The sequence below is a fragment of the Gulbenkiania mobilis genome (assembly GCA_004346645.1).
GTDB lineage: Bacteria > Pseudomonadota > Gammaproteobacteria > Burkholderiales > Chromobacteriaceae > Gulbenkiania > Gulbenkiania mobilis.
In genome coordinates this window covers 201,553-225,681 of record SMDA01000005.1, presented here as the reverse complement: position 1 = coordinate 225,681, position 24,129 = coordinate 201,553, and the positions used below count along the sequence as shown (strand labels likewise).

Genomic DNA, 24,129 nt, shown 5'->3' with positions numbered 1-24,129 from the left:
GTTAAGCATTGTTAACCTGATTGTTATTGTATAACATTACGCCCTTCATCCGGAGAGCCTGCCATGTCCCCCGACGATTACCTGGCCGCCGCCGAGCGTTACTGCGAAGCGCGCGGCTCCAAGCTGACCGCCCTGCGCCGCCAGGTGCTGGCGCTGGTACTAAGCCAGCCGGGCGTGGTCAAGGCGTACCAGGTGCTGGCGGACCTGCAGCGGGAGCGTGGCGCAGCAGCCCCACCCACCGTCTACCGGGCACTGGATTTCCTGGTGGAGCAGGGCCTGCTCCACCGCGTGGATGCCCTCAACGGCTTCATCGTCTGCCCGCATTTCGAATGCGCCCATGAAGGCTTGATCCTGGTTTGCGAACGCTGTGGCCTGGTGGAAGAAGCCGATGCCACCAACAGCCTGGACATGCTGCATCAGGCCGCCGCCGAGCGCGGCTTTGCCCCACGCCGCCAGAATCTGGTTCTTACCGGCACCTGCAAGGAGTGTCATGCATGAAAACCCCGGTCAACCTGATTACCGGCTTCCTTGGCGTTGGCAAAACCACCGCCTTGCTCAACCTGCTGCAGCAGCGGCCAGCCGGCGAGCGCTGGGCGATCATTGTCAATGAATTCGGCGAGATCGGCATCGACGGAGCGGCGCTGACAACCGGCGATGTGCCGGTGGCCGAGATCGCCGGCGGCTGCCTGTGCTGCGTGGCAGGCCCGCAGATGACCGCCACCGTGGCCACTCTGTTGCGCCGCGAACGCCCCGACCGACTGCTGATCGAGGCGAGCGGGCTGGCTCACGCCGCAAGCGTTATTGACGAGCTACGCGAGCCGCCCCTTGGCAATGCGCTGGAGGTGGCCGCCGTGCTGACGTTGGTAGACCCGCGCCAGTTCGTCAGCCCCGACTATGCCCGCCAGCCGCTGTATCGCGATCAGATTGCGATTGCCGACGTCCTGGTGGCCAACAAGACCGACATGGCCGACGCCGTGACGATGGCGGCCTTCCGCGAACAGGCCGCTGCTCTGTTCCCAGCCAAGGCGCTAGTGGCCGAGACCCGGCAGGGTGCGGTGGAGCTGGGTTGGCTGAATGCTGCCGTGGTGGCCAAGCCACGTTACCGACCTGCTGCCCCACGCGGCACGCCCAGTGACTGGCAGTCCATCGGCTGGACGTTTGCTGCCGATGCCAGCTTTAGCGGTGAAGCGCTCACCGCTTTCTTCGACAGCCTGCCCGGACAGGTGCCGGGACTTGTGCGCGCCAAAGGGGTCTTCCGTGTATTGGATAGCTGGGTCTGGCTGAACTGGGCAGAGGGGCAGTGGGGTGCAAGCCAGGTGGCCTGGCGCCGTGATAGCCGCTTCGAACTGATCGCTCCCGCCTTCGACTCGGAAGCCGTAGAGATGCGCCTGCGCGCGTGCCTGGAAAAATAACCAACCCTTAACAACCATGCATTCACACTTCAACCGGCCTTCGGCCAACCCTGGTCCGCGCATCAGCCTGCTGGGCATGGCGGCCTGGCAGAGACTGCTCTTGGCCTGCACGGTGCTCACCGGCCTGTGGCTGGTGGTTTTCTGGGCACTGAAGGAGGCGGCATGAGCCTCCGCCTGAACAACCTGACAGTGTCCTACCAGCGTCATCCGGCGGTGCATCATGTCAGCGGCCAGTTTGCCCCGGGCCGGGCCACGGCCATCTTCGGCCCCAACGGCGCTGGCAAGAGCACGCTGCTCAAGACCATGATGGGCCTGCTTAAGCCTGATTCGGGCAGCGTGGAGCTGGCCGGCTTTGCCCGACGCGACATTGCTTACCTGCCGCAGCAGTCGGAAATCGACCGCTCCCTGCCGGTCTCGGTCAGCGATCTGGTCGCCACCGGCCTCTGGCACAGCACCGGGCTGTTCGGTCAGGTCACACACGCCGGGCGGGGCAGGGTGGCTGATGCGCTGGCTGCAGTAGGGCTGAAGGACTTCGCTGCCCGTCCGATCAATGCGCTTTCCAGCGGGCAGTTCCAGCGGGTGCTGTTCGCCCGCATCCTGACCCAGGACGCACGCCTGATCCTGCTGGATGAACCCTTCAATGCGGTGGATGCGCGCACCACCTTCGATCTTCTGGAGCTGATCCGTCATTGGCAGGAAGAGGGGCGAACCGTAATCGCGGTACTCCATGATTATGAGCAGGTCCGCGCCTATTTTCCCCACACGCTGCTCCTGGCACGGGAGGTGGTGGCCTGGGGCGAAACCGCCAGTGTGCTCACCGACGACAACCTGCGGCGCGCCGCACAGACAGCCGCCCACTGGCAGGACCGGGCACCTGTCTGCACCGTGAGCGGGGAGGGCACGGCATGATGCATCTTTACGATCTGCTGGTATCACCCTTCGTCGAGTTCGGTTTCATGCGCCGCGCGCTGGCCGGGTGCTTGGCCCTGGCTTTGGGTAGCGGCCCTATCGGCCTTTTCCTGGTGCTGCGGCGCATGAGCCTGATGGGCGATGCCATGAGCCATGCGGTGCTGCCCGGCGCTGCCATCGGTTTCATGATGGCTGGCCTGAGCCTGCCCGCCATGAGCCTGGGCGGTTTTGTCGCCGGCGTGGTGGTGGCCCTCTTGGCCGGGCTGGCCGTACGGTTCACCGATATCCGAGAAGATGCCAGCTTTGCTGCGTTCTACCTGCTGTCGCTGGCCGTAGGTGTTCTCTTGGTGTCACGTAGCGGAAGCAATGTCGACCTGATGCACATCCTGTTCGGTTCGGTGTTGGCGGTGGACGATGCCGCGCTGCTGCTTGTGGCCGGCGTCGCCAGCTTCACCCTGCTCACGCTGGCGCTGATCTACCGCCCCCTGCTGCTGGAAAGCCTGGATCCGGTCTTTCTGCGGGCTGTAGGGGCCCGGGGTGCGCTATGGCACCTCGCCTTCCTGATGCTGGTGGTGCTCAACCTGGTCGCGGGTTTCCAGGCTTTGGGCACTCTGATGGCCGTGGGACTGATGATGCTGCCCGCCATCACCGCACGCCTCTGGGCAGCTTCGGTCGGTGGCATGCTGGCGGTGGCGGTGATGCTTGCTTTTGCAAGCGGGCTGGGTGGTTTGCTTCTCTCATACCACTTCGAACTGCCCTCGGGTCCAGCCATCATCCTGCTGGCCGGGCTGGCCTATCTTTTCTCGTTGCTGTTCGCGCCACTGGGAGGGGCCTTGCCCCGTTACGTGCGCGGCCGGCATCTCGAACACTAACTTTTACCACCAAAGGAACCCTGATGAAGAAAATCGCTCTGGCCCTCCTGCTGGGCGGACTGTCGCTTTCTGCCTGGGCTAAGATGCCTGTTGTGGCCAGTTTCAGCATCGTGGCGGACATGACCCGTGAAATCGGCGGCGACCGGGTGGAGGTGGTCTCGCTGGTGGGGCCGGACCAGGACGCCCATGTGTTCCAGCCTGCTCCTGCCGATGTGAAGAAGCTGGCAGGCGCCAAGGTGTTCGTGGTCAACGGTCTGGGATTCGAGGGATGGCTGGGCCGGCTGTCGCGCTCTGCCAGCTTCAAGGGGACCCTCGTCGAAGCCAGTCACGGTATACAGCCCCTGAAGGCAGAGGACGCCGAACACGAGCATGGCGGCGCCGACCACGACCATGGACACGACGGGCTGGACCCGCACGCCTGGCACGACCCGGTGCTGGTGGAAACCTACATCCGCAACATAGCCTCCGGCCTGAGCCGTGCTGATCCGGAAGGTGCCAAAACCTACGCACAGCGTGCCGCCGACTACACCACCCGCGTCCGGGCGGCCCACCAGTGGGCGGCCAAGTCCTTCGCCGCGATTCCCGCTGCCCAGCGCAAGGTACTGACCTCGCACGACGCCTTCCATTATCTGGGCAAACGCTACGCTATCAGCTTCCTCGCTCCGCAAGGCGTCAGTACGGACACCGAGGCTTCGGCCAAGCAGGTATCGCGGCTGGTACGCCAGATCAGGACCGACAAAGTTTCGGCGGTGTTCATAGAGAATATGGCCGACCGACGGCTCCTGGATCAGCTGGCACGCGAGGCCGGCGTACAGGTGGGAGGCAAGCTGTATTCGGATGCCCTCTCCGGCCCAGCCGGCCCCGCTGCCAGCTATCTTTCGATGTTCCGCTACAACGTGGAAACGCTGCTGAAGGCCCTCACGAAACGCTGACCCGCCACAGCTGCCACACCCCCATTGCGATAACGGCCAGTCCCGCCATCAGGCGGACTGGCCGTTTCTGCATCACCATACGCAGGCGGTCGGCAAGCGCTCCCATTGCCAGGAGGTTGGGCAGCGTTCCGGCACCAAAAGCCAGCATGCACAGCGCGCCGCCCACGGCCGAGCCGGTGGCCAGCGCAGACAAGCTGGCGGTATACACCAAGCCACATGGAATCCAGCCCCAGGCCGCCCCGGCCAGAAGTGCCTGCCATGCCGAGCGCAACGGCAGCAGGCGGCCCAGACGTGGCTGGATGTGTCGCCATACCGGGCGCCCCAGATGCTCGATCCGCGTCACAGCCGCCGACAGTCCGGCCAGGTAGAGCCCCAAAGCGATCATCAGCACGCTGGCCACCACGTAAAGACCAGTCTGCAAGGGTCGGAAGTCCAGAAGGCTCAGGCCGGCTTCGGCCAACCCGCCCAAGAGGGCGCCAATCAGAACATAACTGCCCACCCGGCCCAGGTTGTAGGCCAACATTAGCGGCCAGCGCCGACGGCCAGCAGGCAGGTTCAGGCTCAGCGCGGTGACGATGCCGCTGCACATGCCTAGGCAGTGGCCACCGCCAAGCAGTCCGGTAAGGAAAAGGATGAGATAACTGGTTTCAAGCATGATCTTTGGGCCCCCGCTGGGCGCATTGTAGCAGGCGCGTGCCTTGCTTCCTCTTTAAACACTGGTTTGACGTTGGAATAAAACGTGCATTCCGACCATTTTCGGTGAAAACGCCGGCAATCATTACAGCAAAAGGCACCGTCCCTCAGCTGATCGTCGATCGCCACGTTTTTGCCCGCCCGCACACCGTGCAAGAGGAACGAGATGACTACACAACTTGCGGTTGAACGACTGGGCAAGTCGGCAATCGTCGCCCTGAACAATCCTCCGGCCAACCTGTGGACACCAGAGGCACTGCAGCGCTTTGCAGAAACCCTGCGTAGCCTGACGGAGGAGGACGCCGTGCGTTCGGTGGTCCTTACCGGGGCCGGCGAAAGCTTCTTTTCGGCGGGTGCCGACCTGCGGCATCTGGAGAATGCGTCCCGTCAGGAGGCCGAGGCCTTCCTGGAGGCCTTTCAGGCCGCCCACCGCGCGTTGCGAGGCTTTCGCGGGGTGACGGTGGCGGCTGTCAACGGTTTCGCCCTAGGTGCCGGTCTCGAGTGGGCGCTTGCTTGCGATTACATCGTGGCTGAGCGTGGCGCCCAACTCGGTTTTCCCGAAGGACGGGTAGGCTTGGTGCCCGCCGCGGGAGGTACGCACCTTCTGCCTCGCAGGGTAGGGGTTGCCTGGGCCAAGCGCATGATCCTCGGCGGAGAAATGGTCCGCGCCGAGCGTGCGCTGGCGATCGGGCTGATCGAAGAACTGGTAGAGCCCGGATTTTCCAAAATTGTTGCCCTCAGCCTAGCCAACAAGGTAGCCCAACAGGCGCCGGCCGCTGTCGCTACCGCGCGACGTCTGATAGAGGACAGCCCGCTGCACTCCCTGGAAAAGCACCTGTCGGCGGAACGCGAGGCTGTGCTAAGCCTGATGGGGCAGGCCGAAGCCCGTGAAGGCATCCGGGCCTTCCTCGACAAACGCAATCCAGCTTGGAACCCGGAGGAGGACGACTGAGCGCAGACAAAGAAAAACGGGGCCGAAAGGCCCCGTTCAAGTTCCACGAGCAGGCTGGTCTTACTGGGCAGCCCGTTTTTTCAGGGACTTGACGTACTCCTCCACCTTGGCACCCATCACACGCTGCTCCAGTTGCGGGCGCAGGGCTTCCATCGGCGGGGCCGCTTCGGTCTTGATGTCGTCCAGCTTGATGATGTGCCAGCCGAACTCGGACTTCACCGGCTTGGAGGTCACCTGGCCCTTGGCCAGACGGGTCATCGCCTCGGAGAAGGGGGCCACGAAGGCGCCCGGTTCGTTCCAGCCCAGATCGCCACCATTGCCCTTGCTGCCGGTATCGGTGGACTTCTCACGTGCCAGCTGGTCGAACGGCTTGCCCTTCTTCAAAGATTCCAGTACCGCGTTGGCTTCGGCCTCGCTACCCACCAGGATATGACGCGCATGGTAGGTGGTCTTGGGCTTGAACTCACCTTTCAGCTTGTTGTACTCGGCAACCAGCTCTGCCTGCGAAACCGGATGGCTCCGCTGGTATTCACGCACCAGACGGTTGGCCAGCGCCATCGTCTGCATGTTTTCCAGCTCGGCACGGTAATCGGCCGACTTGTCCAGCCCCTGCTTGATGGCTTCCTGACGCAGGATCTCGGCTGTCACCAGCTGTTCCCGCACCATCTCTCGCATCTGCGGCGAGGAGGGCTGGCCCTGCGCCTCCATCATGCGGACGACAGCATCGATACGAGCCTGGCTGACGGTCGGAACCGCGGCTGCGGCGCCGGTGGAGGCAAGAGCGGCGACAAGGGCAGCCGCCAGCAGTTTCTTATGCATGAAAAGTGATCCTTGTTGTTTTGCTTACTGGATTTTCGCCTTGGCGCGCAGTTCACCCACGGCCTTGGCGAGTTCCTCTTCCTGCATCTGGCGGGCCAGCTGCTCTTTCACGTCGTTGAAGGCCGGCGACTTGGCATCGCGCACTTCTTCTACTTTGAAGATATGCCAGCCGAGATTGGAGCGGAACGGCTGGGTATTGTACTGTCCTTTGGGGATGGTTTTCAGCACTTCGGCCAGCTTGGGTTCCATGGCGTTCAGATTGCCCCAGCCCATGTCGCCCCCGGTTTTCTGGACGGCAGGGTCTTTGGAGCGCGACTTGGCGACGGCCTCGAACTTGGTGCCCTTCTTGAGGTCCTCCACCACCTTGGCGGCGTCGGCTTCGCTGGCAACCACGATCTGGCGGGCATGCACTTCCTTGCTGCCGGCCAGCTTGCCGGCGATCTGGTCGTAGCGGGCCTTGACCTTGGCCTCGGTTACCTGGTTTTGCTTGAGGATATCCATGAATAGCGCCTGGCGCAGCATTTCCTCGCGCACGCGGGCCAGCTCCTCAGCGAACGCCGGCTGCTTGTCCAGACCCCGGCGGGTAGCTTCCTGCTTGATCACCTCGCGGGTGACCAGGCTGTCCTTGATCTGGTCCCGCAGAGCAGGAGTGTCCTGCATCTTGCCGCCGCTGTTCTTGACCAGGGCGCTCACGGCCTCGTCGACTTCCTTCTTGTCGATGGCCACACCGTTAACCACTGCAACCGACTGGGCAAAAGCAGAGCCGGAAACACCAATGACAAGAGCGGCCGCCAGCGCGGCCAGACGTTTCTGCTGCATGGTCATACCTTGGGTTGGAAATTCAAAGTTCGTCGGGCGCCAGCGCAACCAGCGCCAGCGCATGAATACGGGTCTTCATCAGGTCGCCCAGCGCCGTATAGACCAGCCGGTGCCGTGCTACCCGGTTAAGGCCGGAGAACCGTGCACTGACCACGGTCACGGTGTAATGCCCTCCCCCGGAACGGGCACCGGCGTGGCCGGCGTGGGCTGCACTATCGTCTTCGATCGAGAGATGCTCGGGCTCCAGCACCGCCAGCGCTTCGGCCAACCACTGGGTCGACGGCCCCGTCATGCGGGAAACACCTTGCGGAAGGGTTTGACTTCGACACGGGCATACACGCCTGCTGCCACATACGGATCGGCATCGGCCCAGGCTTGGGCGGCCTCGAGGGATTCGAACTCGGCAACGATCAGGCTGCCGCTGAAACCGGCGGGGCCGGGGTCGGCGGCATCAATGGCGGGACACGGGCCTGCCAGTACCAGCCGCCCTTCAGCCTGCAGCGCCTGCAGTCGCTCAAGGTGGGCAGGGCGTACGGCCAGCCGGTCAGGCAGGGCGCCTTCCCGGTCCTGCCCCAGAATCATGTACAGCATCACTGCTTGTCCTCGATATAACGGGAAAGAAACAGGCTCTGGGCGACGACGAAGGCAATCATTAACCCCAGGCCGCCGAACAGCTTGAAGTTGACCCATACGTCCTCGCTGAAGTGATAGGCCACAAAAAGGTTGAGCCCGCCCATCACGGCGAAGAACGCCACCCATGCGTAGTTGAGCTTGCGCCACACGGGCTCGGGCAGGGTCACCTCACGGCCCAGCAGGGCTCTGATACCGTTCTTGCCGGCAAGTTCCCCGATCAGCAGGCCACCAGCCATAAGCCAGTAGAGGGCTGTGGGTTTCCACATGATGAAATGCTTGTCGCCAAAGAGCAGGGTGGCCCCGCCCAAAACCACGATCAGCCCGAGGCTGACCCACTGCATGGTTTCCACCTTACGGTGGCGGATCCAGGCCCAGAGCACTTGCACGAAGGTAGCAACGATCGCGACGGCTGTGGCCACGAACATGTTGCGCGTCAGCCAGTAGGCGCCGAAGAACAACACCACTGGAAAGAGGTCAGCCAGAAATTTCATGGGGGAATTATGGGGGTGGGGACCGGGGCTGACAAGGCTGGCGGCAAGGAGGCCCTTCGGTGGCAGGCTGGTCAGCGGCCCGCACGGCTTGTGGCGCTTCGGCCAACCCTGGGGTCAGCGCAACCCGCGCAAGACCTCGCATGCTTCATGCAGACTGGGGCAAACTGCCAGTGCCTGCCGGGCAAGAGACGGGGAGGGCTGCACCATGTCTGGCACGATGATCACACGCATGCCTGCTGCCAGGGCCGCTTCGGCGCCCACCGGCGAATCCTCCAAGGCGATGCAATGGACAGGTGGCACTCCCAGACACGCTGCAGCTTTCAGGTACAGGTCAGGGGCTGGCTTGGTGGCTGGCACTTCGTCACCCGCTACCGACACGGGGAAGTAGCGGTCAAGGCCGGTTCGTTGCAGCTTGAGGTCGGCCAGGACACGCTGGGTGGAAGTGGCCACGGCACGTGGCAACGTCCTGTCCGCTAGCCAGTCGAGCAAGGGCACAATGCCAGGGCGCAGCGGAATTTCAGCTTCCTCCAGCTGGCGCCGATAACCGCTGCGGCTGGTCTCGTACACCGCCCGGGCCGTCCTTTCCGGTAGGTGTTCGCACAGATAGGCCAGCGTGCGCGTGGTGGAAAGACCGACCAGGTCGTCCAGCCACTGCGGCGCCAGCGTCACGCCGAGCGAGCGAGCGGCGGCGCTCAGGCTTGCCGTGCCGAGGGACTCGGTGTCGACCATCAGTCCATCCAGGTCGAAGATGGTGGCCTGCCAAGCTGGATTCATGCACCCTCCGTCAGTCTCACGCAACTAATCAATCGTCATGCGGTCTGTTATAGTGATCGAACCCCGACAAGAAAGCAGGATCCACCGTGTTGAGCATACTGGTTGCCAACCCCAAGGGCGGGAGTGGCAAATCCACGTTGTCCACCCAACTGGCCGGCTATTATGCCTGTCAAGGCAAAAAGGTGATGCTGGGTGATGTTGACCGCCAGCAGTCGTCGCTGCACTGGCTGACGCGTCGGCCACCCGAAAGGCCGGCGATTGCCGGTTGGGAAATCGAGCCGGGCGCTCCCGCCCGTGCGCCCAAAGGCACGGAGCTGGTGGTACTGGATACCCCTGCCGGCCTCAAGGGCAAGAAGCTGGCCGCTTTGCTGGGGCGGGTGGATCGCATACTCGTGCCCATCCAGCCCTCTCCCTTCGACATGTGGGCCAGCGAAGCGTTTCTCGAAGGCGTACTCGAAGAGAAGGCACTGCGCAAGCAGAAGGCATTCCTTGCAGTGGTGGGCATGCGGGTAGACCCGCGCACCCGCTCGGCCCGGGAACTGGAGCAATTCCTGGCCCGGCACGATGTGCCCGTGCTCACCTGGCTGCGCGACACACAGCTTTATGTCCAGACAGCCACAGCCGGGCTCACTCTATTCGATCTGCCCCCCTCACGCACCGCACGCGACCGTGCAGAATGGCAACCCATCATCGACTGGCTGACGCCGCAGCCCTCGTGGTGCGACAAATAATCTTTACTTGAAGAAAGTTGTTGACACCCCGCAGCACGGGGTCTAACTTAGCAGCGTTGATTCGTGCGAACCCCGGTGGGGCGACGCAGGGCGGATCGCAAACGGGAGCCCCTGACGGCTCCCGTTTTGTTTGGGGCCCCCAGTTTTACGCAACCGACCTTTACCGAGCACACTGGCATGATCAAGACCGAACTCAACTACGGCGATGTATACCTCGTCCCGCGCAAGACTCTCGTCGACAGCCGTAAGGAATGCGACACCTCCGTCACCTTCGGCCCGCGTCGCTTCACGATGCCCATCTACCCGGCCAACATGAAGAGCGTGGTGGATGCTGAGACCTGCGAATACTTCGCCCGCCGCGGCTGGTTCTACACCATGCACCGCTTCAACGTGGATGCGGTGGCCTTCACCGCGGACATGCAGCAGAAGGGCCTGTTCGCCTCCATCAGTGCCGGCGTGAACGAAGACACGGTGGAGCAGCTCAATGCGCTCAAGGCAGCCGGCCTCACCCCGGAATACATCACCCTCGACATCGCCAACGCCTGGTGCGTGAAGGCGGAGCGGATGATCAAGACCATCAAGGATCTTTTTCCCGAAACCTTCCTGATCGGAGGCAACATCGCCACCGCCGAAGCCGCACGGGATCTGGAAAGCTGGGGATGTGATGCTATCAAGGCCGGCATCGCTGGCGGTCGGGTGTGCATCACCAAGAACAAGACGGGCTTTCATCGCCCCATGGTCTCCACCGTCAGCGACTGTGCGAGCGCAGTGAGCGTTCCGGTCATCGCCGATGGCGGCATCAGCGAGCATGGCGACATGGCCAAGGCTCTCGCATGCGGCGCAACAATGATCATGGCCGGCTCCTTGTTCGCAGGCTATGACGAATCTGCCGGTAATATCGTCGAGATCAACGGCAAGCACTACAAGGAATACTTCGGCAGTGCCTCGCAGTTCAACAAGGGCGCGTATGTCAACGTGGAAGGGAAGAAGATCCTGGTGGAGTACAAGGGCAGCATCGCCAAGCTGCTGGTGGAACTTCAGGAAGACCTTCAATCGTCGATCAGCTATGCCGGCGGTCGTGACCTGAGGGCACTGCGTGATGTGGAGATGATCTTCGTTCCGCGCTGAGCCTGAAGACGATTGGCCGTCCCGCTCCTGCCGACCCCACGAAAAAGCGCCCCCTAGGGAGCGCTTTTTCTCATCTGGCAGCCGGTCAGCCCACCTGCGGCCGCCGCGCGGCCCAGATGGCATTCTCCAGCTGCATTGCGATCTCGTTGCGCTGGTTGCGCGTAGTCCAGCGCAACCGAACCACGCCGAACTTCGGCTGACTGGACGACACTCGCCGCTCCAGCACCTCCACTTCCACCCGCAGCGTATCGCCGGCGCGGGTCGGTACGGGCCAGCGCAGGCTGTCAATTTGCATGCCGACCAAGCCGTTGGCAACGCGTCCAAGAGGAGAGTCCGTGATCAAGCGCATCGACAGAGCACAGGTATGCCAGCCACTGGCAGCCAGGCCATTGAACACACTGTCGCGTGCGGCCTCCGGATCGGTATGAAAGAACTGGGGATCATACTGCCGGGCAAAGCCGATCAGTTCCTCCTCGGTCAGCTCATGCACCCGGCTCTCAAAACAGCGGCCTGGCTCCAGGTCTTCGTAATAAAGCTTCTGAGTCATAGTTCCTCGTAGGGGTGTCAGATGCGCAGGGCAGCCATCAGGTCGGTTTCAAGTTCCAGCACGGTACGGTCATCGTGCAGGCCCGGTCCGGTCAGCTGGAAGGAATCTTCCACCCGGCTGCCCAGCGTCATGATCTTGGCCGAGTGCACATTAAGCCGGTAATCCGCCAGGACCTTCGCGATGCAAGCCAGCAGGCCCGGCTTATCGCCTGCCACAATGGAGAGCACAAAAAAGTTCTCCTTGTCGTCAGGACGAAGGGTGATCTGTGGCGTGACGGGAAAATGCTTCAGGTGCCGGCTGATGCGCCCGCCGGCCGGAAGCTCCACCGGCTCGGCCCGCACCAGCGTCTGGGCCAGTTCGAACTCGATGAAGTTGATGAGGTCGCGATAATCTCCATCATGGTGCTCTGGGATGAATACGTAAAAGGTGTCCAGCGCATACCCATGGCGAGTGGTATAGATCTTGGCATCCGCAATGCTGTAGTGGGTCCGTCCGAAGAACGCACAGATGCGCGCGAAGAGTTCGGGCTGATCCGGGGTGTAAACCATGACCTGGATCCCCTCCCGGTCGTCCGACAGCCGGGCCCGCACGATAGGGTCTGCAGTGTGCACGTAGCGGTTGAGGTGTCGCGCATGCCAGGCGATTTCCCGTGCTTCGTGACGCAGGAAATAAACAGTGTCGAGTTGGCTCCAGAGCCTGTCCTCGACGCCCTCTGGCACTGCAAACAGGCGCAGCTGCGCCTGCGCCTGCGCCTTGCGCTCCTCCAGTTCGGATTCCACGTCCAGCTCTCCGCCGCGCAGCAGCGTCTTGAGCGTGGCGTTGTAGAGATCCTCGAGGAGCTTGGCTTTCCAGGCATTCCACACCTTGGGGCTGGTGCCACGGATGTCGGCTACCGTCAGCAGGTAAAGCGCGGTTAGCCGTCGCGGTGTCCTGACGATCTCGGCGAAGCGCTGCACGGTTTCCGGATCGTAGATGTCCTGCTTCTGCGCGATGCTGGACATCGTCAGGTGCTGGCCCACCAGCCAGGTGGCCAGCGCCGTGTCTTCCTGCGACAGTCCATGGCCCTCGCAGAAGGCAGCGACGTCGGCCATGCCCAGCTGTGAATGGTCTCCGCCCCGTCCCTTGGCAATGTCATGGAAGAGGCCGGCGATGTACAGGACCTCCGGTCGCTCGAAATCATTGATCAGGCGCGACAGGAAGGGGTATTCGTGGTTGAACGCGCTGATGGCGAAGCGGCGCAGGTTGCGTACCACCATCAGGATGTGTTCGTCTACGGTGTAGACATGAAAGAGGTCGTGCTGCATCTGGCCGACGATGCGACCGAAGTTGGGGAGATACTTGCCCAGCACTCCGTAGAGGTTCATCCGCCGCAGGCAACGCGTTAGCCCCGGCGAGCGCAGGATCTCCATGAAAAGCTGACGGTTGATGGGGTCGTTGCGGAACTTCTCGTTGATGCGGCTGCGTGCATGCCATAGGGCCCGCAGCATGCGGGGGGCGAAACCGGTGAGCTCGGGGTGACGCTGCAGCATCAGGAAGGCCTCGAGGATCGCAGAAGGCGACTTCTCGAACACATCCGGACGACGAATGCCGAGCATGCCATTAACCGCATAAAAACGGTCGCTGAGGGTCTGGGTCACTCGCGGAACAGCCGAGTAGAGGCGGGCGCGCAGATTGGGCAGCAGGATGCCGTTGAGCTGCACCACGGTCTTGGCTGCACGGTAGTAGAGCTGCATCACCTGCTCGCTGGCACGCTTGGCCGGTGTGTCCACCAGCCCCCAGGCCAGCCCCAGTTGCTGCTGCAGGTCGAAGATCAGCCGGTCCTCGCCGCGGCGTGCCAGAAGGTGCAGGTCGATGCGCAGCTTCTGCAGCTGCCGTTCGCTGTGCTTGATGAGTCGCGCTTCGGACAGGGTGAGAATGCCCCGCTGCACCAGCGCATCCCAGTGACCGCCCAGCCCGGCAGCCTTGCTGATCCAGAGCAACGTGTGCAAGTCGCGCAGTCCGCCCGGACTTTCCTTGACGTTGGGCTCGAGATTGTTGGTGACGCCATAATGCCGCGTGTGGCGATGCTGCTGTTCCAGCACTTTGCCTTCACTGAAGGCCACCGGGTCGCGATGCAGGTCCAGCGTCTCGAAAAGGCCCCGGTAGAGCGCGGCATCGCCGGCGACCAGACGGTGCTCCAAAAGATTGGTCTCCACCGTCAGGTCAGCTGCAGCCTCCTCGCGGCACTGCGAGGGAGTGCGAACGCTGTGTCCGATCACAAGACCCACATCCCACATCATCCCCACCAGTTGTTCGATGCCGGCCTGAAGCGAGGCAGAGGGCGTCTCGGGCAAGAGCAGCAGGATGTCTATGTCCGAATGGGGAAAGAGCTGGGCCCGACCGTAACCGCCCACCGCTACCAAGGCTGCCTGCGAGGCGCACTCGCCCAGTGACGCCCACAGGCCTTGAAGTGCGACATCCACCAGGGCCGTGTGCCCAGCCAGATAGCGCTCCGGGTCCCGCAGCAGGTGGTACTCTTCGGCCAACCCCTGCTGGCCTTGATGCAGGGCCTCGCGAATCTCGCGGGCAAGGTCGGCCGAAGTCGCGATCATGTCAGTGCTTCTCCTGAAGCCGGATCAGTGCCACCCCGGCCACCAGAAAGAGTAGGGTGGGTACAGTGGCTGCCAGCACGGCATTCCAGTCGTAGAGCAGACCCAGGTGGCCGAAGAGCCGGTTGATGAAGTGAAAGCCCACCCCGAGACAAATGCCGGCGAATACCCGCAGCCCGAGTTGTCCCTGACGGCGCTGGCGCGGAGTGAATGCCAGCGCCACCAGCGCCATCGACACGCAAGCGAGCGGGTAGAATACCTTGCCCCATAGCGCAATCTCGTAGCGGCTGGTTTTCTGCTTGTTGGCCGAAAGATGCTCGATGTAACGCACCAGGCTGGCTGCGGACATCTGCTCTGGCACCACCAGCAGTACATCGAGAATGCGAGGTTCAACCACAGAGTTCCAGTCGAGACGCGGGTAGACCTGACTTTCGACATGATCGCGGAACAGCCGGGACTCGCGCACGTTTTCCAGCTGCCAGAGCTTGCGCTCCCCGTTGTAGACGCCACGGTCTGCATAGCGCGTGGTGACGAGACGGTAGTCCTGATCGTAGGTATAGATGCGCACTTTCAGCAACGTGTTGTCCGGCAGCATTTCTCCCACGTTGATGAAGTTGCGGTTGTCCTTCACCCAGATTCCCGACTGAAACTCCTGCGCCACCATGGAACGCGTCGCTCCCAGCCGCATTCGCTCGGCCTGCTGCTCGGCGGCCGGCGCCACAAGTTCGCCCAGCAGCATCGTGACCAGTGCAAAGATCAGCCCGAAGAGAAATAGAATGCCCCCCACCTGGCGCAGCGACACGCCACTGGTACGGATAACCGTATATTCGCTGCTCATCGCCAGCTGTGACATCGCCACCAGCGCACCGATCAGCACTGCCAGCGGCATCAGCTCGTAGGCATGGCCAGGCATCAGCAGGCCCACATAAGCCAGCATCACCCACAGGGTGTAGTTGCCCTGTCCCAGATCGGGCACCTCCTTGACGATGTCGAAGAAGGCGAACAGCCCGAGCAGCGCCAGTAGGGTAAAGAATGTGTAGAGGGCCAGTTCGCCCAGCACGTAACGGGTGATCAGCTTCATGCCTTGCTCCTCAGGCCACGCATCAGGAACTGCCCGAAGCGCATCGAAGGCCGGCTGCGGTAGGCCATCAGCAGCAGGCCCAGGCCAGCCATCAGCACGTGCGGCAGCAGGATGGCCAAGACCGGAATCCTGTCCTGGCTGATCCAGTTGCGGGTCAGCGTCAGTCCGTTCTGATAAAGGAAGTATGCCAGCAGCGCGAACACCAGATTGTAGGTGTGGCCGCTGCGCGGGTTGAAATACGATAGCGGGACTGCAAGGAAAGCCAGAATCAGGCACGAGAGCGGCATCGAGAGCCGCCACGCCAGCTCAGCCTTGTCTTCAGCCCGGTTGCTCGCCCACAGCAGCGCCGTCGGCAGCGCCTGCCTGTTGGTAGCCGGGCCAATCAGCGGCTGCTGCTCACCGATGCTGACGGTGAAGCGTTCGAAATCCGCCTCTTCGTAGTCCTTGCTGCCCGGCTCGCCCGCGTAGCGTCGACCGTTCTCCAGCACCAGTACCCGCTCGCCGTTCTCCTTGGTTTCCACCTTACCCGCCCGCGCCAGTACCGTGGCCACGCGGCCTTCGGTGATGTCCTGCACGAAGATGTTGGACGCCGCTCCTCGCTCACCGGAATAGTTTTCGACGAAATAGATGCGGTTGGCCGCCTTGGACTCCTTGAAGATGCCCGGTGCGATCGCCGACAGCTCTTCGCGTTGCTTGAGGATTTCCGCATACTGCTTGCTGCGTTGCTGGGCCCAAGGGCCGACATACAGCGAGACCACGGCCACCAGAAGGGCCAGTGGCAGGGCAAAGCGCTGGATCGGCCACGTCCAGTTGCGCAGTGACACGCCGGCGGACAGCCATACCGCCATCTCGTGATCACGCCAGACCCGGGTGAGCACTACCAGCGTGCTGACGAACACCGTAAGAATTAGCAGCAGGGGGAAGAGGCCCAGGGCCCAGAAGCCGATGAGTGCGGCCACGGCCTCGTTGGCCACGCGGCCTTCCGCAGCACGACCAAGCAGGTTGATCGCCTGGGTGGAAAGCAGGATTGCCAGGAGCACGACGAAAACCCCGACTGCCGTGAAGGTCAGTTCGCGGGTCAGGCTCTTGTGAAAAACCATGAGTGGCGGCCTTTTTGACTTTTTCCGGTTAGCGTAGTGATAATTTAATTCGAAATTGCTGAAGCGGCTTTTCCGACAGGTTTTCGCGTAATCGTACGAAGATCGGCAGCGCACACGCAAGGAAGGCTGGCTCGAAAGAACACGACCAGCGCCGGGCAAAACCCGCCGGCAGGGCAGAAGAGCTGGCACTCGTCACCAACGGGAGTACACATGGAATTTAACATAAAAAGCGGGAGCCCGGAGAAGCAGCGCGTTGCCTGCGTGATCGTGGGCGTTCATGAATCCCGAAAGCTCACCTTCGCCGCAGATCTGCTTGACCGCATCTCCAACGGCTTCATCAGCGACGTGCTGCGCCGTGGCGACATGGAAGGCAAGCTGGGCAGCACACTCATGCTGCATGCAGTGCCTCACACCCTGTGTGATCGCGTCCTTCTGGTGGGATTAGGCAAGGAGCGCGACTTCCGGGCCAAGGAATATCGCGAGGCTATCCGTGCCTCCATCCGCGCGCTGACGCAAACTTCGGCCAACGAAGCCGTCAGCTACCTCACCGAACTGACGGTCAAGAAGCACGACGTCGAATGGATGGTGGAGCAGGCGGCCGTCATCACGCTGGACGCGCTATACCGCTTCGACCGTTTCAAGACGCGCACCGATGAACCTGCCCGTGAGCCACGCAAGCTGACGCTGGCGGTGCCGCGCCGTAGTGATCTGGCCGATGGGGAGAAGGGCCTGCTGCGTGGGCTGGCGATTGCCAACGGCATGAAATTCGCCAAGGACCTGGGCAATCTGCCGGGCAATATCTGCACGCCCACTTACCTCGCCGAAGAAGCCCGCCGCATGGCCGAGACGCTGGGCGCCCAGGCCGAAATCCTCGATGGTGCCGCAATTGCCGAGCTAGGCATGCATTCCTTCCTGTCCGTGGCCCGCGGCAGCACCGAGGACGCCCGGCTGATCGTGCTGCGCTACAACGGCGGACGCGAGGGCGAGCGCCCCGTGGCCCTGGTCGGCAAAGGCATTACCTTCGACTCGGGCGGTATCTCGCTCAAACCCGGCGAGGGCATGGACGAGATGAAATACGACATGTGCGGTGCGGCCACCGTGCTTGGCACCTTCCGCGCAGCCGTAGAGATGAAGCTGCCGCTGAACCTGATCGCCATCGTTCCCTCCTGCGAGAACATGCCGTCGGGCAATGCGCTCAAGCCCGGCGACATCGTCACCACCATGTCCGGCCAGACGGTGGAAGTGCTCAACACCGACGCCGAAGGCCGCCTGATCCTGTGTGATGCGCTTACCTATGCGGAGCGCTTCAACCCGACCACCGTGATCGACGTTGCCACGCTCACCGGCGCCTGCGTGATCGCGCTGGGCAATGTCGCCACCGGCCTCTACAGCAACCAGGACGGTCTGGCGCGCGAGCTGATCGCGGCCGGCGAAGAAGTCGGTGACCGCGCCTGGCACATGCCGCTGTGGGAGGAGTATCAGGAGCTCCTCAAGAGCCCGTTTGCCGACATGGCCAACATCGGCGGCCGCCCCGGTGGCAGCATCACAGCCGCCTGCTTCCTGTCACGCTTTGCCAAGGCCTACGACTGGGCCCATCTGGACATCGCGGGCACGGCCTGGAAAGGCGGCAAGGACAAGGGTGCCACCGGCCGGCCGGTACCGCTTCTGATGCAGTTCCTGCAAGACCGTGCGGACATCGCGCTGGGCAACGTGGTCCGCCGTGGCCGGCCGCGCCGTGAGGTGCCGGAAGCGGGCGACGATGACATCGAGTGATCCGAACCGGATCGACTTCTACACCCGGGTAGCCGACCCACGGCAGTTTGCCTGCCGCCTGGCGGCTCGGGTGTACCGTAGCGGCGAGCGGCTTCTGGTGTGGTTGCCGGATGCCGCTGCGCTTGAAGGCTTCAGTCACCGGCTATGGAGTCTGGAAGACACGCTATTCGTGCCGCATGCGCCGCTGGGCAGCCCCGAGGCTGACGACACGCCCATCTGGATGACAGACAGCCTCCCCGACAACCTGTCCCATCCGGTGCTGTTGAACCTTTCCGGGCGCATGCCTGCGCGTCCCGCGCGCTTCCTTCGCATCCTGGAAATCGTCGGCAGTGACACGGACAGCATGGCCCGCGCGCGCGACCATTACCGTGCCTATCGCGAGCAGGGCTTTTCCATCGAACATCACGATATGAGCCAGGGGTAGACCCATGAGCGATCCGTCCAAAGCCGCCGTCGATTGGGACGCGCTGGAACTCCCTGTCCTGACCGAAGTGGCCGAGGAGCCGGTGCTGCCAGTGCTGACCGAAGATGCCGAAGTCGAGATTCCCGACTTCGACTTCAGCGCCGAACTGGACACCTTCGACCCGAACAGCGCCGACGAGACCGGCCTGGACATTCCGCCCGACCTTCCGCTCGAAGACGTGGTCGATGCCGGACCGCAACGTGCCGAACGACCTGTCACGCTGCCGTTCGAGGATCTGCCCTCGCTGGATCTGGATGTCCCCATCGCGGACGAGCTGTCACTCGACGATGTGCTCGCCCCCTTGCCGATGGCTCCGGCTGCCGAGCGGCAGACTGCGCCGCCCCAACCGCCGGCAGAGGACGATTTCGAGTTCGACCTGTCGCCACAGGCTGACCCGACCACGGTTTCGGCCAACCCTTCGCCAGCCGCCGGCCTCCAAGCCCTGTTCGGTACGCCGACGGCAGCCGAAAACACCGCGGCCTCGTCCGCTTCTCCCGAACTGGCAGCGGTTGCGATCACTCCCGTAACAGAAGCCTTGGTGCAGCCCGCTACGCACGAGAACGCTGCGACCGAATCCTCTGCGCAATTCTCCCGCCCGATGGAGGCCGCGCCGCTTGCCCCCCCGGAGGAAGATATCCTACCGGCTGCCTTTTACAGCACGGCCCCAGCGGCCCCGGACCTGACCCGAGCGCCGGATGCCCCCCCCGCAGATCTGTCGCCAGCTGCAGCAGCCCTGCAGGCGAGCGGGGGGTATGACCCTCTCCTGGGGGCCACAGCAGAGACTGAGGAAGCTCGGCAGGAGACACCCGTCTTCAATCAATCCTTTTCGACGCAAGTACCCCAGCGCCCGGAAGGGACTGCCGCATCTGAAGCTTCGCACCAGCCTGAGCCTGCACCATCCACCGAACCGCTCACCATTAACTCGCCCGCCGCCAGCTTCGACATAGACAGTCTGCCGCGGGGCGTTCTCGGCGGTGGCCAAGGACCCGTGGAAGCGCCCGAGCCTGATTGGCCCGACTGGCTCAAGCCGATCGTCGCCCAAGCAGGGCCAGAGGTGCCATTAACGGCGTTGCCCGGCGGGCAAAACGACCCAACAAGTGAAAGCACTGCTTCGGCCGCGCTGGAAGACTTAACGGCCCCCTTGACGCCCGCGGACGAAGAAATGCTGGCGTCCAAAGAGGCCGCCGCAATCGAACCACCGATCGAACCGGCGTCGACTGCCCCGCTGTCCTCGTCGACGGAACCGCCGGTTGAAACAGCGGCGGGGGCCGCATCCGAACTATGTGACATGCCTCTCTCCGACAGCTTGGCCGAAGCGTCTGGGCAAGCAGGCCTCCTGACTGCGGAGGAGACACGATCGCTCGGCATGAAGGACCGCTTGCCGCTGGTGACGGACACTGCCGCGCCCATACATTCTGGGGAAGGCCAGGAAGTGCCCGAAGAGACGGCTGCCCAGACAACAGCTGCGCTGCCACCGCAACCGGCTACCGAGGGCTATCCACTGGTGATCGAGGAAGTTGAACTCCCGGTGGAAGTGGCCGCGCCGGAACTGCCGACCGTACCCGCGATCGGGCCAGGACCAGAGGCAACACTACCCGATCAGGAGGCCGCCCCGGCCCCCGAAGAAATTGCCGAGGCCAAAGCAGTACCCGGGGCTGTACCCGAAGTCAGCATCGTAGAACCAGCCGAGGGGCCGTCGGCCACTGTCGTGGACGAGGCCGCGTTGGTGGAGTCGCTGTATCGGCGCATCATGCCGCGCATGAAAGTGGAGCTGTCGCTGTGGCTGCAGGACGCCTTGGAAATGCAGGCCAAGGCCATGCTGTCGGGGGTGATGCAGCAGTTGAAGACCGATTATGAAATGCTGTTCAGCGAAACGCTGCGTGACAGCCTGCGCCAGGCCCTGTCGGACCTGGAGCGCGAAAAAAGGAATTGAACGAACGATGGGACACCGCCTTTCCCGCATCGTCACCCGCACGGGTGACGATGGCACGACCGGACTGGGTGATGGCACCCGGCTGCCTAAGGATGCTCCGCGCGTGGATGCACTGGGCGAAGTGGACGAACTCAACTCGGTGGTGGGCGTACTGCTGGCCGAACCGCTGCCCATGCCCACCTCCGATCGCCTGAACGGAGTGCAACACGACCTCTTCGATCTCGGATCCGAGCTTGCAGTACCCGGCTATCGGGCGTTGGGCGAAGACCGGATTGCCGCGCTTGAGACTTGGTTGGCCGAACTGAACGCTGAGCTTCCCCCTTTGAAGGAGTTCATCCTCCCGGGCGGCAGCCGATCTGCCGCGCTGGCCCATCAAGCCCGTTCGGTCTGCCGTCGGGCAGAGCGGGCAGTCGTGCGCCTGACGCGGGAGCAGCCGGGGCTGGAGGCTGCCCGTCAATACCTGAATCGGCTGTCGGATCTGCTGTTCGTGCTGGCTCGTGCCCTGAACCGAGCGCAAGGAAAGCCCGATGTGCTATGGCAGCCTCGTCGCACCGATGACGAGGCTGACCGATGAGGCTGGATTGGCCCTTGGGCCGTCTGTTGGGACGACTGATCCTGCTGGGGCTACTTACCGGGCTGGGCAGCTGTGCCGCAGACAACGCCCTGCGCGGCATCGTGGTGGGTGTGGCGGATGGCGACACTATCACGGTGCTGGACCTGGCTCAGCAGCAGCACCGCATCCGCTTTGCCTTCATCGATGCTCCGGAGAAGGCCCAGCCGTATGGGCAGAAAGCCAAGCAGGCCCTCTCGGACTTGGTATACCGGCAGGCTGTACGCGTGGAAACCTTCGAGCAGGACCGCTATGGACGTGTGGTCGGCCGTATCTGGTTGGGTGAAACCGACGTCAACCTGCGCCAGATCGAGCAGGGTTTGGCCTGGCATTACCGTGCCTATGCCAAGAACCAGCCCCCGGTGGACTATGCGCGCTACGCAGCGGCTGAGCTGGCCGCCCGCTCGCAGGGCATCGGCCTGTGGCAGGACAAACGACCGGTCGCGCCTTGGGACTACCGTCGTAAAAAACGTGAGCGCAGCCAGGCGCAGCGCGCCCTGCAAGAAGAGTGACGCTGTGTCCTCTCTGTGCGCTGTACACTAGTCCGGATAAGAAAAAGGTTGGCCGAAGCCTTCGGCCAACCCTTTTCGTGACTGCACTCTCTGGACTGAGGCGTGCTCAGGCTTCCACGGTACCGGCAGGCGCGGGCGCAGGGGCGGGCCATTGCGTCTGGAGCCAGTTGGCCATCGTTTCGGCCACATCCTGCCACCCCTGATCCAGCATCATCATGTGCCCCATGCCAGGGAAGAACACCGGTGCCACGCCGAAACGCATCGCGGTAGCATAAACGTCGGGGGCCATGACGATCTGGTCCAATGTGCTGCCCAGCACTAGGGCAGGGGGCAGGGCGCGCAAGGGCGGCAACACCGGCCAGAGCATCATGTCCACCATCGCCCGGTAACTTTCCCGTTGCTCGCGGCTGGCCATCAGCGCGGTGGCAGATTCCGGCGCCGCAGGCGAGAAGAGCAGGTGCCGCAGCTCGAAGGAAGAGGGCTGGTATACCCCCTGCTGGAACAGGAGCACCTTCATCAGCTTGCCCGGCGCCAGGCCGAGCAGACGCAGCACCGAGGGCGTCAGCCCATAGGGCGGCACGGCCGCAAGCATGATCACACCCGGCAGTTCCACACCTCGTGACAGCAGCGCCTGCGTGACGTAGCCGCCCATCGAATGACCTACGATGATGGGTGGCTGGCCGATGCGGTCGATCGCCTGCTGGAGATTGTCCACGTAGTCGGAAATGCCAATCCGTGCCAGTCGCTCGTGCCCGGAGCTGCCAGCGTGCCCTTCCAGGCTCACCGCCCACACATCAAAGCCCCGTTCGGCAAACCAGGGAAGGAAGTTGGCCTCCCAGCACCACAGTCCGCTGAAGGCGCCGTGAACGAACAGCAAGGGGGGCGCTCCAGCAGTCTGTCCTTTGGCGGGCCAGTGTGCCCACTCAAGACGGATATCGCGCATCACAGCACCTCCGCAGCATGGTCGGCCAAGCGGGAGCGCTCGCCGCGCTGCAAGGTGATATGGCCGGAATGCCCCCAGCCCTTGAAGCGGTCTACCACATACGTCAGACCGGAGCTGCCTTCGGTCAGGTACGGGGTGTCGATCTGGGCGATGTTGCCCAGGCAGACTACCTTGGTGCCGGGGCCAGCCCGGGTGATCAGAGTCTTCATCTGCTTGGGCGTCAGGTTCTGTGCCTCGTCGATGATGAGGTACTTGTTGAGGAAGGTGCGGCCGCGCATGAAGTTAAGCGACTTCACCTTGATGCGGCTGCGGATCAGGTCGCGCGTGGCAGCCCGTCCCCAGTCACCGCCGTCGTCGTCGCTCTTGTTGAGCACATCCAGGTTGTCTTCCAGCGCACCCATCCACGGTGTCATTTTCTCCTCCTCCGTCCCGGGCAGGAAACCGATGTCCTCGCCCACCGGCACGGTCACCCGTGTCATGATGATTTCGCTGTACAGCTTTTGCTCCAGGGTCATCGTCAGGCCGGCGGCCAGCGTCAGCAGGGTCTTGCCCGTGCCGGCCTGGCCCAGCAGGGAGACGAAGTCGATCTCCGGGTCCATCAGCAGGTTGAGCGCAAAGTTCTGTTCGCGGTTGCGTGCGGTGATGCCCCAGACGTTGTTCTTGCCGTGCGAATAGTCCTTGAGGGTCTGCAGCGTGGCTTCCTTGCCCTCCACCGAAAGCACCCGGGCCTGAAACGGCTGTTCGCCTTCCTGCCACAACATCTGGTTGAGAAAGAGGCCTGGCACGTCCGGCCCTCGGAGCCGGTAATAGCTGCGGCCGTTTTCCTGCCAGGACTTGAGATCGCCTCCGTTGCGCTCCCAGAAGCTGCTGTCGATTTCCCGCATGCCGGTGTAGAGAAGGTCGGTATCCTCCAGCACCTTGTCGTTGAAGTAGTCCTCCGCCTCCAGGCCCAGCGCACGGGCCTTGATGCGCATGTTGATGTCCTTGGACACCAGGATCACGGGGCGGTGGGCATCGCGGCCCTTGAGCGCCATCACGATGCCCAGAATCTGGTTGTCCGCCTTGCCCACCGGCAGCGACGCGGGCAGCTCGCCGTGAATCGCCTGGGTCTGCAGCACCAGCCGCCCGGTGGCGGCCTCACGACTGGGGCCGGAAAGGTCGATGCCGTTTTCGATGGCCTGCTCAGCCCCGCTGATGATCTCGTCCAGGAAGCGGCTTGCCTGCCGCGCATTGCGCGCCACTTCGGACATGCCCTTCTTGTGCATGTCCAGCTCTTCCAAGGTCACGATGGGGATGAAGAGATCGTGCTCCTGAAAACGGAACAGGCAGGTGGGGTCGTGCAGCAGGACATTGGTGTCCAGTACGAACAGTTTCGTGGTCTTGCTCTTTTTGCGGCCAGCCATGATCAACCCCC

At 63.2% G+C, this 24,129-nt stretch carries 27 protein-coding genes; 14 read left to right on the top strand and 13 right to left on the bottom strand.

Features of this window, described 5'->3' with window-relative positions:
* Positions 1–63 precede the first annotated feature (63 nt).
* The 6 genes from EV669_RS09675 to EV669_RS09655 are packed head-to-tail and all read left to right on the top strand — an operon-like array spanning position 64 to position 4,125.
* Positions 64–498 carry a transcriptional repressor gene (locus EV669_RS09675; protein WP_054286322.1) on the top strand — a complete coding sequence of 145 codons (435 nt, stop codon included), beginning with the start codon at positions 64–66 and terminating at the stop codon, positions 496–498.
* Complete coding sequence (locus EV669_RS09670; RefSeq protein WP_132098546.1) at positions 495–1,412, top strand: CobW family GTP-binding protein; 918 nt, start codon at positions 495–497, stop codon at positions 1,410–1,412. Before EV669_RS09675 ends, EV669_RS09670 begins: the two co-directional genes overlap by 4 nt.
* A 16-nt stretch (positions 1,413–1,428) precedes the next feature.
* Positions 1,429–1,578: a hypothetical protein gene (locus tag EV669_RS14070; RefSeq protein ID WP_161803916.1), complete on the top strand. Its 150-nt coding sequence runs from the start codon at positions 1,429–1,431 to the stop codon at positions 1,576–1,578.
* Positions 1,575–2,321: a metal ABC transporter ATP-binding protein gene (locus EV669_RS09665; protein ID WP_055434074.1), complete on the top strand. Its 747-nt coding sequence runs from the start codon at positions 1,575–1,577 to the stop codon at positions 2,319–2,321. Before EV669_RS14070 ends, EV669_RS09665 begins: the two co-directional genes overlap by 4 nt.
* Entirely contained in the window at positions 2,318–3,193 is an 876-nt protein-coding gene (locus EV669_RS09660) for a metal ABC transporter permease (RefSeq protein WP_054286319.1), read from the top strand. The genes EV669_RS09665 and EV669_RS09660 overlap by 4 nt, the downstream gene beginning before the upstream one ends.
* Before the next feature lie 23 nt (positions 3,194–3,216).
* The gene (locus tag EV669_RS09655; RefSeq protein ID WP_132098545.1) at positions 3,217–4,125 is read left to right on the top strand and encodes a metal ABC transporter substrate-binding protein; all 909 of its coding nucleotides are present in this window, start codon (positions 3,217–3,219) and stop codon (positions 4,123–4,125) included.
* Here the strand turns inward: EV669_RS09655 and EV669_RS09650 are convergent.
* On the bottom strand, positions 4,112–4,780 hold the full coding sequence (locus EV669_RS09650) for a sulfite exporter TauE/SafE family protein (RefSeq protein WP_054286317.1): 669 nt from the start codon (positions 4,778–4,780) through the stop codon (positions 4,112–4,114). The two genes, EV669_RS09655 and EV669_RS09650, sit on opposite strands and share 14 nt — an antisense overlap.
* Before the next feature lie 204 nt (positions 4,781–4,984).
* Between EV669_RS09650 and EV669_RS09645 the strand changes: the two genes are divergently transcribed.
* A complete protein-coding gene (locus EV669_RS09645) occupies positions 4,985–5,770 on the top strand; it encodes an enoyl-CoA hydratase (RefSeq protein WP_055434076.1) in 786 nt (261 codons plus the stop codon).
* 60 nt (positions 5,771–5,830) lie between these two features.
* Here the strand turns inward: EV669_RS09645 and EV669_RS09640 are convergent, their stop codons facing one another.
* The 6 genes from EV669_RS09640 to EV669_RS09615 all read right to left on the bottom strand — a co-directional run bounded on the left by EV669_RS09640 (position 5,831) and on the right by EV669_RS09615 (position 9,306).
* Positions 5,831–6,589, bottom strand: coding sequence for a peptidylprolyl isomerase (locus EV669_RS09640; protein ID WP_054286315.1), 759 nt, complete (start codon positions 6,587–6,589; stop codon positions 5,831–5,833).
* 24 nt (positions 6,590–6,613) lie between these two features.
* A complete protein-coding gene (locus EV669_RS09635) occupies positions 6,614–7,408 on the bottom strand; it encodes a peptidylprolyl isomerase (protein ID WP_054286386.1) in 795 nt (264 codons plus the stop codon).
* 22 nt (positions 7,409–7,430) lie between these two features.
* Positions 7,431–7,700 carry a BolA family protein gene (locus EV669_RS09630; protein WP_054286314.1) on the bottom strand — a complete coding sequence of 90 codons (270 nt, stop codon included), beginning with the start codon at positions 7,698–7,700 and terminating at the stop codon, positions 7,431–7,433.
* On the bottom strand, positions 7,697–7,999 hold the full coding sequence (locus EV669_RS09625) for a YciI family protein (RefSeq protein ID WP_132098544.1): 303 nt from the start codon (positions 7,997–7,999) through the stop codon (positions 7,697–7,699). The genes EV669_RS09630 and EV669_RS09625 overlap by 4 nt, the downstream gene beginning before the upstream one ends.
* The gene (locus tag EV669_RS09620) at positions 7,999–8,532 is read right to left on the bottom strand and encodes a septation protein A (RefSeq protein WP_054286312.1); all 534 of its coding nucleotides are present in this window, start codon (positions 8,530–8,532) and stop codon (positions 7,999–8,001) included. The genes EV669_RS09625 and EV669_RS09620 overlap by 1 nt, the downstream gene beginning before the upstream one ends.
* Before the next feature lie 114 nt (positions 8,533–8,646).
* Positions 8,647–9,306, bottom strand: coding sequence for an HAD family hydrolase (locus EV669_RS09615; protein WP_132098543.1), 660 nt, complete (start codon positions 9,304–9,306; stop codon positions 8,647–8,649).
* 86 nt (positions 9,307–9,392) lie between these two features.
* Here EV669_RS09615 and EV669_RS09610 point away from each other — a divergent pair, with 86 nt between their 5' ends.
* Together EV669_RS09610 and EV669_RS09605 are read left to right on the top strand one after the other, a co-directional pair.
* The gene (locus tag EV669_RS09610; RefSeq protein ID WP_054286507.1) at positions 9,393–10,037 is read left to right on the top strand and encodes a ParA family protein; all 645 of its coding nucleotides are present in this window, start codon (positions 9,393–9,395) and stop codon (positions 10,035–10,037) included.
* A 177-nt stretch (positions 10,038–10,214) separates the two neighbouring features.
* Positions 10,215–11,165 (top strand): GMP reductase, encoded by a 951-nt coding sequence (locus EV669_RS09605; protein WP_054286506.1) that lies wholly within the window; start codon positions 10,215–10,217, stop codon positions 11,163–11,165.
* Positions 11,166–11,250: 85 nt separating this feature from the next.
* On the opposite strand, the gene EV669_RS09600 is transcribed toward EV669_RS09605, so the two are convergent.
* Genes EV669_RS09600 through lptF form a run of 4 tightly spaced genes read right to left on the bottom strand, consistent with a single transcriptional unit; the run spans position 11,251 to position 16,481 of the window.
* Positions 11,251–11,712, bottom strand: a complete 462-nt coding sequence (locus EV669_RS09600; RefSeq protein ID WP_054286505.1) for a MaoC family dehydratase — start codon at positions 11,710–11,712, stop codon at positions 11,251–11,253.
* A 17-nt stretch (positions 11,713–11,729) separates the two neighbouring features.
* On the bottom strand, positions 11,730–14,303 hold the full coding sequence (locus tag EV669_RS09595) for a [protein-PII] uridylyltransferase (protein ID WP_132098542.1): 2,574 nt from the start codon (positions 14,301–14,303) through the stop codon (positions 11,730–11,732).
* 1 nt (position 14,304) lies between these two features.
* Positions 14,305–15,381, bottom strand: coding sequence for an LPS export ABC transporter permease LptG (gene lptG, locus EV669_RS09590; RefSeq protein ID WP_054286503.1), 1,077 nt, complete (start codon positions 15,379–15,381; stop codon positions 14,305–14,307).
* Positions 15,378–16,481 (bottom strand): LPS export ABC transporter permease LptF, encoded by a 1,104-nt coding sequence (gene lptF / locus EV669_RS09585; RefSeq protein WP_132098541.1) that lies wholly within the window; start codon positions 16,479–16,481, stop codon positions 15,378–15,380. The genes lptG and lptF overlap by 4 nt, the downstream gene beginning before the upstream one ends.
* Positions 16,482–16,691: 210 nt before the next feature.
* On the opposite strand from lptF, the gene EV669_RS09580 reads away from it, so the two are divergent.
* From EV669_RS09580 to EV669_RS09560, 5 genes are read left to right on the top strand one after another with little or no spacing between them, the layout of a single operon-like run.
* Positions 16,692–18,254 carry a leucyl aminopeptidase gene (locus tag EV669_RS09580; protein ID WP_132098540.1) on the top strand — a complete coding sequence of 521 codons (1,563 nt, stop codon included), beginning with the start codon at positions 16,692–16,694 and terminating at the stop codon, positions 18,252–18,254.
* The gene (locus tag EV669_RS09575) at positions 18,241–18,678 is read left to right on the top strand and encodes a DNA polymerase III subunit chi (protein ID WP_132098539.1); all 438 of its coding nucleotides are present in this window, start codon (positions 18,241–18,243) and stop codon (positions 18,676–18,678) included. Before EV669_RS09580 ends, EV669_RS09575 begins: the two co-directional genes overlap by 14 nt.
* A 4-nt stretch (positions 18,679–18,682) precedes the next feature.
* Positions 18,683–20,650, top strand: a complete 1,968-nt coding sequence (locus tag EV669_RS09570) for a hypothetical protein (RefSeq protein ID WP_132098538.1) — start codon at positions 18,683–18,685, stop codon at positions 20,648–20,650.
* Between the two features lie 7 nt (positions 20,651–20,657).
* Positions 20,658–21,224: a cob(I)yrinic acid a,c-diamide adenosyltransferase gene (locus tag EV669_RS09565; protein ID WP_132098537.1), complete on the top strand. Its 567-nt coding sequence runs from the start codon at positions 20,658–20,660 to the stop codon at positions 21,222–21,224.
* Positions 21,221–21,772: a thermonuclease family protein gene (locus EV669_RS09560; RefSeq protein ID WP_083460579.1), complete on the top strand. Its 552-nt coding sequence runs from the start codon at positions 21,221–21,223 to the stop codon at positions 21,770–21,772. The genes EV669_RS09565 and EV669_RS09560 overlap by 4 nt, the downstream gene beginning before the upstream one ends.
* A gap of 106 nt (positions 21,773–21,878) precedes the next feature.
* Here EV669_RS09560 and EV669_RS09555 read toward each other — a convergent pair whose 3' ends face one another.
* Together EV669_RS09555 and EV669_RS09550 are read right to left on the bottom strand one after the other, a co-directional pair.
* The gene (locus EV669_RS09555; protein ID WP_132098536.1) at positions 21,879–22,715 is read right to left on the bottom strand and encodes an alpha/beta hydrolase; all 837 of its coding nucleotides are present in this window, start codon (positions 22,713–22,715) and stop codon (positions 21,879–21,881) included.
* Positions 22,715–24,118 carry a PhoH family protein gene (locus EV669_RS09550; protein ID WP_055434084.1) on the bottom strand — a complete coding sequence of 468 codons (1,404 nt, stop codon included), beginning with the start codon at positions 24,116–24,118 and terminating at the stop codon, positions 22,715–22,717. The genes EV669_RS09555 and EV669_RS09550 overlap by 1 nt, the downstream gene beginning before the upstream one ends.
* Positions 24,119–24,129: the final 11 nt, after the last annotated feature.

Coding starts and splice junctions, on each gene's coding strand:
- EV669_RS09600 (WP_054286505.1), bottom strand. CDS start 11,712: ATGACTCAGAAGCTTTATTACGAAGACCTGGAGCCAGGCCGCTGTTTT.
- EV669_RS09655 (WP_132098545.1), top strand. CDS start 3,217: ATGAAGAAAATCGCTCTGGCCCTCCTGCTGGGCGGACTGTCGCTTTCT.
- EV669_RS09565 (WP_132098537.1), top strand. CDS start 20,658: ATGGGACACCGCCTTTCCCGCATCGTCACCCGCACGGGTGACGATGGC.
- EV669_RS09675 (WP_054286322.1), top strand. CDS start 64: ATGTCCCCCGACGATTACCTGGCCGCCGCCGAGCGTTACTGCGAAGCG.
- lptF (WP_132098541.1), bottom strand. CDS start 16,481: ATGGTTTTTCACAAGAGCCTGACCCGCGAACTGACCTTCACGGCAGTC.
- EV669_RS09640 (WP_054286315.1), bottom strand. CDS start 6,589: ATGCATAAGAAACTGCTGGCGGCTGCCCTTGTCGCCGCTCTTGCCTCC.
- EV669_RS09625 (WP_132098544.1), bottom strand. CDS start 7,999: ATGCTGTACATGATTCTGGGGCAGGACCGGGAAGGCGCCCTGCCTGAC.
- EV669_RS09605 (WP_054286506.1), top strand. CDS start 10,215: ATGATCAAGACCGAACTCAACTACGGCGATGTATACCTCGTCCCGCGC.
- EV669_RS09620 (WP_054286312.1), bottom strand. CDS start 8,532: ATGAAATTTCTGGCTGACCTCTTTCCAGTGGTGTTGTTCTTCGGCGCC.
- EV669_RS09550 (WP_055434084.1), bottom strand. CDS start 24,118: ATGGCTGGCCGCAAAAAGAGCAAGACCACGAAACTGTTCGTACTGGAC.
- EV669_RS09595 (WP_132098542.1), bottom strand. CDS start 14,303: ATGATCGCGACTTCGGCCGACCTTGCCCGCGAGATTCGCGAGGCCCTG.
- EV669_RS09570 (WP_132098538.1), top strand. CDS start 18,683: ATGAGCGATCCGTCCAAAGCCGCCGTCGATTGGGACGCGCTGGAACTC.
- EV669_RS09645 (WP_055434076.1), top strand. CDS start 4,985: ATGACTACACAACTTGCGGTTGAACGACTGGGCAAGTCGGCAATCGTC.
- lptG (WP_054286503.1), bottom strand. CDS start 15,381: ATGAAGCTGATCACCCGTTACGTGCTGGGCGAACTGGCCCTCTACACA.
- EV669_RS09560 (WP_083460579.1), top strand. CDS start 21,221: ATGAGGCTGGATTGGCCCTTGGGCCGTCTGTTGGGACGACTGATCCTG.
- EV669_RS09575 (WP_132098539.1), top strand. CDS start 18,241: ATGACATCGAGTGATCCGAACCGGATCGACTTCTACACCCGGGTAGCC.
- EV669_RS09555 (WP_132098536.1), bottom strand. CDS start 22,715: ATGCGCGATATCCGTCTTGAGTGGGCACACTGGCCCGCCAAAGGACAG.
- EV669_RS09670 (WP_132098546.1), top strand. CDS start 495: ATGAAAACCCCGGTCAACCTGATTACCGGCTTCCTTGGCGTTGGCAAA.
- EV669_RS09630 (WP_054286314.1), bottom strand. CDS start 7,700: ATGACGGGGCCGTCGACCCAGTGGTTGGCCGAAGCGCTGGCGGTGCTG.
- EV669_RS09660 (WP_054286319.1), top strand. CDS start 2,318: ATGATGCATCTTTACGATCTGCTGGTATCACCCTTCGTCGAGTTCGGT.
- EV669_RS09665 (WP_055434074.1), top strand. CDS start 1,575: ATGAGCCTCCGCCTGAACAACCTGACAGTGTCCTACCAGCGTCATCCG.
- EV669_RS14070 (WP_161803916.1), top strand. CDS start 1,429: ATGCATTCACACTTCAACCGGCCTTCGGCCAACCCTGGTCCGCGCATC.
- EV669_RS09580 (WP_132098540.1), top strand. CDS start 16,692: ATGGAATTTAACATAAAAAGCGGGAGCCCGGAGAAGCAGCGCGTTGCC.
- EV669_RS09615 (WP_132098543.1), bottom strand. CDS start 9,306: ATGAATCCAGCTTGGCAGGCCACCATCTTCGACCTGGATGGACTGATG.
- EV669_RS09650 (WP_054286317.1), bottom strand. CDS start 4,780: ATGCTTGAAACCAGTTATCTCATCCTTTTCCTTACCGGACTGCTTGGC.
- EV669_RS09635 (WP_054286386.1), bottom strand. CDS start 7,408: ATGCAGCAGAAACGTCTGGCCGCGCTGGCGGCCGCTCTTGTCATTGGT.